General features: G+C 61.2%; 11 protein-coding genes. 7 read left to right on the forward strand and 4 right to left on the reverse strand.

Going from position 1 to position 12,185, the window contains the following annotated elements:
- Window positions 1–9: 9 nt before the first annotated feature.
- Window positions 10–1,788, forward strand: coding sequence for an aldehyde ferredoxin oxidoreductase family protein (locus ACFKSJ_RS02005; RefSeq protein WP_440950604.1), 1,779 nt, complete (start codon window positions 10–12; stop codon window positions 1,786–1,788).
- A 2-nt stretch (window positions 1,789–1,790) separates the two neighbouring features.
- The gene (locus ACFKSJ_RS02010) at window positions 1,791–2,066 is read left to right on the forward strand and encodes a ubiquitin-like small modifier protein 1 (protein ID WP_440950605.1); all 276 of its coding nucleotides are present in this window, start codon (window positions 1,791–1,793) and stop codon (window positions 2,064–2,066) included.
- 10 nt (window positions 2,067–2,076) lie between these two features.
- Here ACFKSJ_RS02010 and ACFKSJ_RS02015 read toward each other — a convergent pair whose 3' ends face one another.
- Both ACFKSJ_RS02015 and rqcH read right to left on the reverse strand, forming a co-directional pair.
- On the reverse strand, window positions 2,077–3,099 hold the full coding sequence (locus ACFKSJ_RS02015) for an mRNA surveillance protein pelota (RefSeq protein WP_440950606.1): 1,023 nt from the start codon (window positions 3,097–3,099) through the stop codon (window positions 2,077–2,079).
- Window positions 3,096–4,985, reverse strand: a complete 1,890-nt coding sequence (gene rqcH / locus ACFKSJ_RS02020; RefSeq protein ID WP_440950607.1) for a ribosome rescue protein RqcH — start codon at window positions 4,983–4,985, stop codon at window positions 3,096–3,098. The genes ACFKSJ_RS02015 and rqcH overlap by 4 nt, the downstream gene beginning before the upstream one ends.
- A gap of 57 nt (window positions 4,986–5,042) precedes the next feature.
- Between rqcH and ACFKSJ_RS02025 the strand changes: the two genes are divergently transcribed.
- The 3 genes from ACFKSJ_RS02025 to ACFKSJ_RS02035 all read left to right on the forward strand — a co-directional run bounded on the left by ACFKSJ_RS02025 (window position 5,043) and on the right by ACFKSJ_RS02035 (window position 8,484).
- On the forward strand, window positions 5,043–5,405 hold the full coding sequence (locus ACFKSJ_RS02025) for a hypothetical protein (protein WP_440950608.1): 363 nt from the start codon (window positions 5,043–5,045) through the stop codon (window positions 5,403–5,405).
- A 6-nt stretch (window positions 5,406–5,411) separates the two neighbouring features.
- The gene (locus ACFKSJ_RS02030) at window positions 5,412–7,181 is read left to right on the forward strand and encodes a ribosome biogenesis/translation initiation ATPase RLI (protein WP_440950609.1); all 1,770 of its coding nucleotides are present in this window, start codon (window positions 5,412–5,414) and stop codon (window positions 7,179–7,181) included.
- Window positions 7,182–7,293: 112 nt separating this feature from the next.
- Window positions 7,294–8,484 (forward strand): hypothetical protein, encoded by a 1,191-nt coding sequence (locus tag ACFKSJ_RS02035; protein WP_440950610.1) that lies wholly within the window; start codon window positions 7,294–7,296, stop codon window positions 8,482–8,484.
- On the opposite strand, the gene ACFKSJ_RS02040 is transcribed toward ACFKSJ_RS02035, so the two are convergent.
- Together ACFKSJ_RS02040 and ACFKSJ_RS02045 are read right to left on the reverse strand one after the other, a co-directional pair.
- On the reverse strand, window positions 8,461–9,558 hold the full coding sequence (locus ACFKSJ_RS02040) for an NOG1 family protein (protein ID WP_440950611.1): 1,098 nt from the start codon (window positions 9,556–9,558) through the stop codon (window positions 8,461–8,463). The genes ACFKSJ_RS02035 and ACFKSJ_RS02040 overlap by 24 nt on opposite strands.
- Before the next feature lie 119 nt (window positions 9,559–9,677).
- Window positions 9,678–10,397, reverse strand: coding sequence for an FKBP-type peptidyl-prolyl cis-trans isomerase (locus ACFKSJ_RS02045; RefSeq protein ID WP_440950612.1), 720 nt, complete (start codon window positions 10,395–10,397; stop codon window positions 9,678–9,680).
- A gap of 57 nt (window positions 10,398–10,454) precedes the next feature.
- Here ACFKSJ_RS02045 and cyaB point away from each other — a divergent pair, with 57 nt between their 5' ends.
- Both cyaB and ACFKSJ_RS02055 read left to right on the forward strand, forming a co-directional pair.
- Window positions 10,455–10,982 carry a class IV adenylate cyclase gene (cyaB, locus tag ACFKSJ_RS02050; RefSeq protein ID WP_440950613.1) on the forward strand — a complete coding sequence of 176 codons (528 nt, stop codon included), beginning with the start codon at window positions 10,455–10,457 and terminating at the stop codon, window positions 10,980–10,982.
- Window positions 10,983–11,620: 638 nt separating this feature from the next.
- Window positions 11,621–11,965, forward strand: coding sequence for a hypothetical protein (locus ACFKSJ_RS02055; protein WP_440950614.1), 345 nt, complete (start codon window positions 11,621–11,623; stop codon window positions 11,963–11,965).
- Window positions 11,966–12,185 lie beyond the last annotated feature (220 nt).

The following is a 12,185-nucleotide window of genomic DNA, read 5'->3' on the forward strand; positions in this document are numbered from 1 at the left end:
TGAGATGGGATGGATGGATATGCCGGCACAATACTCTATGTCGACCTGACCAGAGGCACGCTCGAACCGCGGCCGTACCCGGAGGAACTGCAGAGGCAGTACTTCGGCGGCCGGGGGCTCGGGGTCAGGCTGATCACCGATCTGGTGGACCCGACCACCGCCCCGCTCGGGGAAGGAAATGTGATCGTCTTCGCCACCGGCCCGCTGACCGGGTCCGGGGTACCGCTCGGGGCCCGGTACGGGGTGATGACCAAGTCGCCCCTGAACGGGACGCTCTGCTCCTCGGACAGCGGCGGGTTCTTCGGGACCGAACTGAAACGAGCCGGGTTTGACGCGGTCGTCATTTCGGGCCGGTCGTCGACCCCGGTCTATCTCTGGCTGCACGATAAGGTCGCCGAGCTGAAGGACGCCTCGGCCTACTGGGGAAAGACCGTCAACGAGACGACGGACGGGCTTCTTGCCGAGCTCGGGGAGCCGCATGCGAAGGTCTCCTGCATCGGCCCTGCCGGGGAGCGTTTGAGCCTGATCGCCTGCGTGATGAACGACAAGTTCCGGGCCGCCGGCAGGGGCGGACCCGGGGCGGTGATGGGGTCCAAGTACCTCAAAGCCATCGTGACCAGGGGGTCCGGGAAGGTCACCACGGCCCGCCCGGAGGAGTTGAAGGGGGTGACCGCCGACATCAGGGCCAGGATCCATGCCGGCGGCGTGACCGGGACGGGGCTGCCCGAGTACGGCACCTCGGTGCTGGTGAACATCATCAACAACAGCCACATGCTCCCGGTCAGAAATCACCAGTCTGCGTACTTCCCGACCGCGGAGAACCTCTCTGGGGAGCGGGTCCGGGAGACGATCTTCGTCCGGAAGAAGCCCTGTTATGCCTGCATCATCGGCTGCGGCCGGGGGACGGTCGTGGACGGTGTCGAGGGGGAGGGGCCTGAGTACGAACAGACCTGGTCGCTCGGCGCCGACTGTGCGATCGACGATCTGACCTGGGTGGCCAGGGCCAACAACCTCTGCAACAACCTCGGGATCGACGCCCTCTCTGCCGGGGTCACCATCGCCTGTGCGATGGAGCTCTCTGAGAAGGGGATCATCCCTGAATCGATCCGGTTCGGGGACGGGGAGCAGATGTACGACCTGGTCAGGCAGATGGGATACCGTGAAGGGATCGGCGACCAGCTGGCCGAAGGGTCGTACCGTTTTGCCGAACGGTACGGTCACCCCGAACTGTCGATGAGTGCAAAGAAGCTCGAGCTGGCGGCCTACGACCCCCGGGCCGTCCAGGGGCAGGGGCTCTCCTATGCGACCGGCGTCCGGGGAGGGGACCACATCAACGGGTACATGATCTCCCCCGAGATCCTCGGCCTCCCGGAACGGCTCGACCCGTTCGTGACCGAGGGGAAGGCCGCCTGGACCAGGACATTCCAGGACCTGACCGCTGCGATCGACGCCTGCGGGATCTGCCTCTTCACCTCGCTGGCGCCGCTCGGGGCCGCGGACTATGCCGCCCTGCTCTCAGGGGTGACCGGCATGGCGGTCACCGCCGACCAGGTCATGGAGACAGGCGAGCGGATCTGGAACCTGCAGAAACTCTTCAACCTCAGGGCCGGCCTGACGAAGGCCGACGACACGCTCCCGCCGCGGCTGCTCCACGAGCCCCTGCAGGAAGGGGCGCCGAAGGGCAGGGTCTGGGAGCGGGATGCGATGCTCGACGAGTATTACGCGATCAGGGGCTGGGACGCAGAAGGGCGGCCGACCCCGGAGACATTGCACCGGCTCGGGCTCTGAGGATGATCGTCACGGTCAGGGGGTATGCGGACCTCAGGCAGACGATCGGGGACCGGGAGGTGGTCCTCCCCGAGCAGGCGACGGTGCAGCACCTGCTCGACCTCCTGATCGCCGACCATCCACAGGTCGGGACGGCCCTCTTCGACCAGGCCGGCGCCCTCCTCCCGGCCGTCAACATCTTAAAGAACGGAAGGAACATCTTCTTTTTAAACGGTCTCTCGACCCGGCTCGAGGACGGGGACCTGATCGCCGTCTTCCCGCCGGTGGCCGGCGGGTGAGGTCCCTTCTTCAGAGGGCGTACCTGAGCAGCGCAGCGATCCCGCCGAGCGCCCAGAGCCGTTCTCCGGGCTCAAAACAGCTGCTGAGCACCGTCACGGTGGCGTTCATCTCTTCTGCCTGCTTCATCAGCCCGGCCACCTCGGGTTCCCGGATCAGCCGGTCCGAGACGATCACCTGGTCCGCGGCCCCGAACGAGACCGCCTGCCCGACCTCTGCTTTCCCATAGGTGATCAAGCCTTCCATCGCGATCCGCTTCAGCACCTCGTCCATCACCTGCACCTCGCGGCCGAGCTGCAGGTCGCCGGCGATCTTGCCGATCACTCCCTGCCCGATCACCTCCTGGACGGCCCCCCGGCCGATCCGCCGGGTCTCGACGACCATCGCGTTGGCTGCGATCGCAGGGTACCGGTTCTTTAAAAATTTCGCAAAATCGTCCTTGATGAACCCGGGTCCGGCGATGATGACCGGTCCGGTGATCTGGAGCAGGGGAGCGGCCGCCTCGAGGAAGAACCCCTCCCTGGAGTCGACCGGGGCCCCCTTGCCGCTCCCCATCGTGATCGTCAGCACCTGTTCGGGGCCGTACTGCCGGATCCGGAAGAGTTCGGCCTCGCCCTCCTCGATGGCGAGCACGTGGACCAGTTCGCTCCCGGAGGTCTTCACCGCCCGGTCGACTCGTTCGCGGTCGCTCTTCGACCAGAACCGGATCACCGAGACCTCGAAGTTCGGTTCCAGGTTCAGGGTATGGAACGAGCCGATGTCAGGCCCCGACTCGATCATCCCGGTGACCCGGAGCCGGGACGAGTACTGGTGGAACTCCACCTTCTCGACCCGGATGCCAATCCTGACCGGCCGCTTCTCGGCCTTCTCGGGCCTGAGTTTGTCGGTGGCGGTCTCGACAGAGCGGAAGGTCTGTGCAAAGACCAGGTCGCCCGGAGCGATCAGGTGGGAGAGGTGCCAGATGTCGTCGATCGATTCCGGGAAGAGGCGTATCTCCCCGTACCCCTGTCGTATCTCCCCGACGTCGGCTTTCATGCCCCGATGATCTCTGAACCGCCGGGCGGCACATAGCCGGCGACCTGTTCGGTGTTCAGCACCGTCTTCAACCCTTTCCAGTCCCCTTCTGGGATCGTCTCGCGGAGCTGCCTGAGCACCTTCTTGGCGATGTCGTTCGGTTCGTACGGCCCCGGCTTCAGCAGCACCCGCTGCTCTGTCCTGGCCTCGACCGCATTCACCGGCCCGCCGATCACCGCCACGTTCGGCTCGGTCTGGTAGCCGATGGCCACCCCGAGCGGCACACTCTTGAAGTACGTCCGCTCGCCCCGAACGATAAACGACCCGCGGGAGACGAACTCCCCGGCCTCCGGGGTCTTGCTGACCTGGTCCGGGCGGACCGCGTAGACGTCGGCGGAGAAGTGACCGCTCCGCCAGGCCCCCGAGTACGAAGCGGCGAACTGGGCCACCTCGTTCATCCGTTCGGTCTTCCCCTTGACGATCACCACGCTGGCCCCGTGGACATCGGCATGGACGAAGGTGTCGCCCCCTTCCATGTACCGCTTGACCAGTTCCTCGTTCTGGCCGGCGTCCCTGCCGCCGAGCACCAGGCAGTTGTCACTGGTGAAGAACCAGCGGAACCGGTGGTACCACCGCTTCTTCAGCGGGGTCAGGTGGACCTTGCTGGATACTTTCTTCGCCACCGGCCGCTCCATCGCGGTCACCGCCCCGTCTCGCTTCTTCTTGAACTTCTTGATCTGCGCATAGTAGCGTTCGACGTTCACCTCGACGCTCTCATGCACGTGGACCAGGACCTTCCTGTCACCGAGGAGCAGGTCCACCGCAGCCTCTGCCGGGTGGACGCCGGCGACCTGCCTGGCCACCGGGTTGTCGCTCTCCTTCAGCATCGTGCCGATCTCCTGCCAGGAGAGGGTCCTGCTGGCCGCATCCAGGGTCTTGATCACATCGGCGACCAGCGAATAGTTCTCATAGATCAGGTCGACGATCGCCTTGTTCAGAACGATCTTCTTGTCGAACGATTTGAGCGCCGCCTCCTGCTGAATCCGGATCCGCTCTTCCCGCGGAATCGGAGCCTTCTTCTGCGGCCCGTCGTGTTTGACGACCAGGGGGTAGATCGCTTCGAGCGCCTGGGAGAAGGTGGGGTGGTGGCTGATCGGGGTCATGCCCCCGAGCACGATCGGCCAGGCCCCGCCGGCGGTGACCACCGGGTCGCGGTCATTGCTGACCCGGGTGAAGAGCGCCTCCAGCGCCGCCTTGAGGGCGACCGGGTCTGCCTCCGTCGCCGGCGTCTCCTTGCCGATACCTGCACCGGCGCAGACCTCCTCGGCGTACTGCCCGCCGAGCATGCACCCGACGGCCATGGTCCTGACCACCTCCCGATCAGAGGTGGAGAGTAACGTCTTCAGCGCCTCCTGATCCAGCCCCGGCTCACTGCTGCCGGAGTAGGTGTAGGTGACCCCCGGGATCACCTCCCGGTCCTTGAACCGGTGGTGCCAGAGCGGCTTGATGATCGTCATCTGGTCGTCGCAGAGGATGACGTTCCCCTCATCGAAGAGTTCGATCACCAGGTGCAGGGTCGTCTCCCGCTTGCCGATCACAAAGGTGACGACCCGCTGGAGTCCCTGCTGCCGGATCTCAAGCACTCTCCCCCCTTCGAGGTACTTCCGGAGGAGCATCGCAAAGGACGGCGGATTCTTGGGTGGGTTCGGGAAGACGGTCGCGAGATGGATCCGCCGGCCCGATTCGATCAGCAGGTGATACTTCGCATGCTCCTCGCCATTGAGCCTGATGCTCAGCATCTTGTTGTCATACTGGTAGATCTTGTTGATCCAGAGCGGCAGATGCTCGCGCAGTTCCGCTGTTACTGCGAGCAGGTCGACGCCGCTCATCCCCTGTGTTGTCGCCATCCGTATACCAAGTTAAATATGGTCTTACTACCTAAAAATAAGACTACTGGTGTCACTATGAGCGGTTCACAGAGTTCACCTCCTGCAGAGGAGAAGGGAAAGCAACGTACCTCCTCTGATAAGCAGAAGGAACATATCAGGCGCATCGTCAGAACGCTGATCGCCTGCTTCCTCGGGATGATCACAGGATACATCTCGTTTGTCGTCGGCGGAACCCCGGATGCCTCTATGATCCAGCCCAACCTGCTGCTGGAGATCCTGATCCTGATGGCCGGGGTCGTCGTCCAGAAGCACGTGATGGTGCTCTTCCGGATCGATCCCACCAAACTCGGGTCCAAGGACTGGTTCTACCAGTCGTTCATGACCTTTGCCCTCTGGTTCATCACTCTGACGATCCTGCTCACGACCTCAGTCCAGTGATTGATCATGCGCATTGCTATAGTACATCGAGAACGCTGCCATCCCCGGAAATGCGGGACAGAGTGTATCCACTACTGCCCCCGTGTCCGGACCGGCGACGAGACCATCATCATCGGAGAGAGTAAGAAGGCCGAGATCTCTGAGGAACTCTGTGTCGGCTGCGGGATCTGCGTGAAGAAGTGCCCGTTCGACGCCCTCGACATCATCTCGCTGCCAGAAGAACTCGAGGTGCCGACCCACCGGTACGGCAAGAACGGGTTTGCCCTGTACGGGCTGCCGATCCCTGTCCCCGGCAAGGTGACCGGGATCCTCGGTGCGAATGGTATCGGCAAGAGCACCTCGGTGAAGATCCTGAGCGGTTCCCTGCAGCCCAACATGGGGGACCTGGAGAGCGGGGCCACCTGGGACGAGGTGCTGAAGAAGTTCGCCGGCACCGAGCTCTTCGACTATCTGAAGATGGTCTCTGAGAAGCAGATCAAGGTCTCCTTAAAACCGCAGTACATCGATTACATCCCCAAGGTCTTCACCGGCACAGCAGAGGAACTGCTGCGGACCACCGATGAACGGGGAAAACTGGACCAGTATGTCTCGGCCCTGAAACTGGAGGCGATCCTCGACCGGAAGATCGACGAGCTCTCTGGCGGGGAGCTGCAGCGGGTTGCGATCGCGGCCTGCCTCTCCCGGGTCGCGGACTTCTACTTCCTCGACGAGATCACCCCGTTCCTGGATATCTACCAGCGGATGGTGACGGCCAGGCTGATCCGGGACCTCGCGGTGGAGAAGCCGATCGTCATCGTCGAGCACGACCTTGCGATCCTCGACATGCTGGCCGATACGGTCCATGTCGGGTACGGCCGGCCGTCGGTCTTCGGTGTGATCACCAGGCCCAAGGGGGTCAGGATCGGGATCAACCAGTACCTGGACGGTTTTCTCCACGAGGAGAACGTCCGGTTCCGTGAGTACGCGGTGGTCTTCGACAAGCGGGCCCATTCGGTGAAATCAGTACGGAACCCCCTCTTCACCTTCCCGCAGATGACCAAGACCTATCCTGCCTTTTCGCTCGGGGTGCATGGCGGGGAGGTCCGACGCGGCGAGGTGCTCGGGGTCGTCGGGGCCAACGGTATCGGGAAGAGTACCTTTGCAAAGCTGCTGGCCGGGGTCGAGGCGCCTGATGGAGGGCCCAACGACCTGAAGGTGAAGGTCTCGTTCAAGCCGCAGTACATGAAAGGGGACACCGACGCCACGGTCGAGCAGCTGCTAAGGGGGATCACCAAGAAGTTCGACAGCTCGTACTACCAGCACGAGGTCGTCGAACCGCTGACCCTGACCCCGATCCTCCAGTCCCCGGTCGACACCCTCTCCGGCGGAGAACTGCAGCGGGTGGCGATCGCGGCCTGCCTCTCGAAGGAGGCCGACCTCTACATCCTCGACGAGCCGAGCGCCCACCTGGATGTCGAGCAGCGGGTCAAGGTGACCAGGATGATCAAGCACCTGGCCGAAGGGCGGGACGCCGGGATCATGGTGATCGACCATGACATCTATATGATCGATATGATCAGCGAACGGATCCTGGTCTTCGAGGGCGAGCCCGGCCGGCATGGTGAGGCTGCCGGGCCGTTCGATATGCGGGAGGGGATGAACCGGTTCCTGCAGAACCTCGGGGTCACCTTCAGGCGGGACAAGACCGGCAGACCCAGGATCAACAAGCCGGACTCGTTCCTCGATCGCGAGCAGAAGATGAACCGCGAGTACTATTATTATACCGCCGATGAGTGAGCCGTTCCCGGGCATCTGCCCGACCGGTCACTCCGATTTTTGATCTTCACCCTCCCCAGTCGCCAGGGGATCTGTTCTGTTTAAATAGGTTGATACGTATCTTCTATTGTTCATGCGCAAAGAGCTGCTCTCTGATGCGATTCTCTATGAAAAACTGGATCTGATGAAGAACGACTTCTTCGGATACATCGAGCAGCACTCAGCAAAGGTGGACGAGAACCTGCCGGTCTTCTACGGGCATGTGCTGGCGGCCCTTGAGAACTCGTTTCTCAACCCTGACGATCTGACCTTTGACACGTTCATCGATTCGATCACGTTCAAGGTGCTCGACTGTTCGGTACACGGTGGAGAGGCCGAGTTCATCGCCAGGGTACAGACCAATGCCGGCCGGGCCAAACGGAAGAGCCGCGGGACTGCCGGGATCGACATCATGGTCGGACTGAACCTGCTCAAAAAGGAAGACTATCTGCATGCCGCGCCGTACCTGCGCCGGTATGCCTCGATGGACGCGATGATCGGGATCGCAGCGGCATACTGTTCGTACATGCTCGTCCTGCAGAGCACCGATCAGCCTGCCGACGGGAGGCTGCGGCCTGATGTCCGTGAGCTGGAGGCCCGCGAGCAGATGGCGGAACTGGCCAGGCTGAAGGTGCCGATCCGCGGGATCTACCACCCCGACACCGTCGACACCACCTGGATGGACCGGGCGTTCTGGACGATGGTGCAGGTCTCGCTGGACTGGTTTCCCGAGGAGCAGTGGTTCCTCAAACTCGGCCTCATCAAGGCCAGGGCGGACGGGAATACCGAGAAACGGGCGATGCTCCTCTCGATCGGTGTCGAGCGGTTCTATGACAGCATCTTCTTTCTCCGCGAGCTCTACTACTTCAGGCTCGAACAGCGGGACGCCGGCGGGGCTGCCGGGGTCGTCAAGCAGATGATGCAGCAGCGGCCGCCCGGGGACCTGGAACCGATCTACTATGGGCTGAAACTCTCCCTTCTGACGACCAGGAAGATGACGTACTACAGTTTCCGTCGGCAGGCGATCATGCATGCGATGCCAGACCTGGTGATCAGCCTGCTCGACTGTGTCTTTGAACTGATGAGCGGCAAAGATCACGAGGCCCTGCTGAACCTCAAAGAGATCAAAAAGAGTTTTCCTGAGGTGCAGTACTTCACGACCACGATCGAGTACCTCGCCCACGACTTCACCGATCCGGACCAGGCCCGGGTGAAGCGGGCCAAGAGGGCCCTGACCGATGCAGTCGACCAGTACTGCCGTTCAGTCCTGAAGATCCCGATCTAGGCTCTCGTCGTCAGAGCCCTCATCGGTCCCGTCATCAGCGTCCCTGTCTTCGACATCCCAGTAGAACGGTTTCGAATACTCCAGGGCGGTCTCCTCATCAGGGGTGCTCGCCACCGGCACGGCCGACCGTGCCAGGTGCTGCGCCGGGTAGCCGCTCTGGTATGCGAGCAGCGCTGCGAGCACCTCGTCGACACCCTCCCCCGACTTGGTCGACATCAGCATGTATCCCTCTTTTGTGACCAGGTCGGACTTGTTGACGACCGTCACCATCGGGACCGAGACCATCTCTTCGACCTCTGCCCGCAGGAGTTCCTGCTCCTCGAACTGGTACCCGCAGTGCTCGCTGGCATCGATGATGAAGAGGATCGCATCGGCGATGTTCATCAGTGCGCAGAGGGCCTGCTTCTCGATCGGGTTCCGCTCCTCCACGGGCCGGTCCAGGATACCGGGGGTGTCGACGAACTGGACCCTGCCGGCCGGCTCTATCCGGTGACCGAGGATCACCCCTTTGGTGGTGAACGGGTAGGCCGCCACTTCGGGGGCCGCCGTCGAGACGAGCTGGATGAACGAGGACTTCCCCACATTCGGGTACCCGGCCACGACGACCGTGTACTCATCGCTGACATGGGGGAGCTTTCTGAGCACGTTCCGAACCTCGTTTAAGAATCTGAGCTCGCCGTCCACCTGGTGCACGATCGAGGCGATCCTGGCCACGCCCTGCTTACGGACCGCGACCTTGTCCTCAGCCCTGCGCATCTTCGCCGAGAGCTGGTATCCCTTCTCGCGCGTGTTCTTGGCCGCCCAGCCGACCGCACCGAGGGCCTTCTTCAGCCGTTCGACCCCGTACAGAATATCGACCATCTGGTAATAGAACGGCGGCAGGGCCTCCATTTCGGGGAATTTCTGGATGATGGAGACCAGCCTGTCGTGGACCGCAGCCGTCACTGCTCGTAAAAATTCGTTATTGGCGCGGTCCTTGTTCCGCTTCTCCTTCATCTTCGCCGCCGCTCGCCGGAACGACCGATCAAGGATCTCATCGGCGGTCGGTATCGTCGGCATCTTCTCAAATTCCATCGCAGTTCACCCCAGAGGACACTCTGCTATCAATATGCTGTCTGAATATAAATGAAAGATGTACAGGGCACCCTGTCGACGAAAAATAAAAAAATAGTATTCTTTCTGATGGAGAGGGGTTATGCCTGCTCGGGGGCGGGTTCCTGCTCTTCTGCAGGTGCCGCCTCCTGTGGGACTGCCTCGGGGCGCTTGACGGACTCGATCAGTTTGATCTCCTTGACATCAGCGACGATCTCGAAGATGTCGTGGACGATCGTGCCCCTCCAGAGGAGCCACCTGCGGTCGTAGGTGATCGCTGGTGGAAGCGCGATGGTCAGGACGCCGTCCTCGAGGACGACCTCCATCGACTTGCCGGCGTACAGCTGGATCAGCCCTCTGATCTTCTCGATCGGGTCCTCGACGATCCCTTCGATGGTGTAGTGGTACTGCAGGGTCTGCCCTGCGAGGTTGTGGTTGTAGTCGATGACGGCCCGGCCGCCGATGATGTCGCGGACGACCCCTTCACGGTTCTCGATCTGGACCCGGGCACCGACCTGCGGTTTGTTCTTGAACTTCTTGACCGGGATCGCCTCGACCTGGTTTCTGTCGTAGGGGCCGAAACCCTTCTCCGGCGGAACTTCGACGTCCCCTTCATCGCTGGCTTCCTTGCCGATCAGGGCCTCGTCGAGCCCTGCGATCACATGGCCGCGACCGAGCTGGATCACGATTGGTCCGTACTCTGCGGACGGGTTGTCGATCCCCGCCTCCTTCGCCTTCTCTTCTACGGTGGTGTCGAATACGATCCCGTCCACCGTGCCGGTATAGTTGAGTCTGATAAATTCCCCTGTGTTCAGTGCCATCTTATTCACCTTGACTATATTAAATCTCAACGAATATAGATAAAGTAGTGAGATCAGATGATTGAATTTGAATTGAAGGTGAAGGTGCCTGCGCTTGGACCGATCAGGGACCGTCTGGTCGCCCTGAAGGCCACGGTGGACGGGGTCCGGCATGAGCATGACATCTACTACAACTCCCCGGTCCGGGACTTCGGTACGACCGATGAGGCGTTGAGGGTCAGGTATGCCGAGGACGGGGCGATGGTCACGTATAAAGGGGCGAAGCTTGCCGGCCAGAAGCTGAAAGCCCGCGAGGAGTTGAACCTGCGCGTCACCTCAGGCGAGACCTGCGAGGCGATCTTCGAGCGGCTCGGGTTCACGAAGACCGCCGAGGTCGACAAGCGGCGCGAACTGTACACCTATAAAGAGGCCAGCATCGCGCTGGACGAGGTGCAGCGGCTCGGAACATTCATCGAGATCGAGATCATGGCCGAGAAGGAGGGCGGGGACGCCGTCGCCCGGATCGATGCGATACAGAACGAACTCGGGGTCGTCGGTGACCCCATCACATCCTCATACCTGGAACTGCTGATGGCCCAGCAGTGAAGAGGACCGAATATTTTTTTTGGCCGCGGTGCGACCCTCGCATATCACCGATCGGTGATTCTTCTGAATCGTATTCCCGGCTATTCATGCAGGCCGTGATCTGCATCAGAGCGATGGGCGGGATCGGGTCGTGCCGATCAATGGGTCGGCCGGGATCCGGGTATCTTTCTTCTGATGCGGGCGATCCGGTGAGGCCGTGCAAAAACTCTTTTTATCCCCGTATCGCCAGGCAAAGGTTGATTTATCGACGTGACGCCGGTTTTTGATCAGTTCTGGGGTAACCTCGTTTATAAATCACATATAGTCCGTTATACTCCTAAAAAAGTAATGTATTTATTATATAATGTCGAATGTAGATAACATAATGTCAGTGATTGCACACCAACTCCCCAAGATGGAGTCGGATGAGATGGCCATGATCGTATCCAGAATGTATTTTGGAGCCCTGACCGAGTCGGTCCCATGGCACTGTATCTGGGAGAGACAGGTGCAGGCACTATGGCAGACCCGGGCCAAGAGGGCAGACCACAGGCCCGTTTGATGAACGATGGCGTTTCCCTGTTCCCGGCCGGGAATGGAGAAAACCCGATCGATAGCATCGCAATGAAACCAATGATAAAAACTCAGGAGATAAGAAAATGGCAATGAAAAAGATGACGCTGATCCTGATGATATCTGCAGTCCTTATTGGAGGGATAGTAACTGCAGGGTGCACCCAGGAATCCAGCGGCAGTTCGGTGGCATCAGCGTCGAATGAAAAACCTGCAGATGTACAGGCCGGAAACCAGACCGGTGCACAACCGGCAGGAACGCCGGACCAGGCCATGATGAATGGCAGCCGGCCCGACCGCAACCAATCGGGCGGACAGCCCGGTCCGATGAATGGAACACCTCCATCCGGTATGGCGATGAATGGAACTCCGCCGGCCGATATGCCGATGAACGGAACACGCCCGTCCGGGACGCCCCCGTCGGGTACGTAAACCGTTCCACCCTCTCAGACAGTACACTCCCTGGCCCTGCGGCGTCCCTCACCTTCGGCGTCGACAGGACCGATCAGCTCTCTATGACCGGTTGGTTCTGAATCCTGACCGTTCTCCCTTTTTTGGGCACCTCTTCCCTGCGATTGAAGGCCGGTGGAGCACCGGGCGGATTGCGGGTACCCGGCATGGGCAACATCTATCAGATCGTACATCCACCAGA

Origin of the sequence: Methanosphaerula subterraneus, from assembly GCF_052055875.1 — an archaeon.
Lineage (GTDB): Archaea > Halobacteriota > Methanomicrobia > Methanomicrobiales > Methanospirillaceae > Methanosphaerula > Methanosphaerula subterraneus.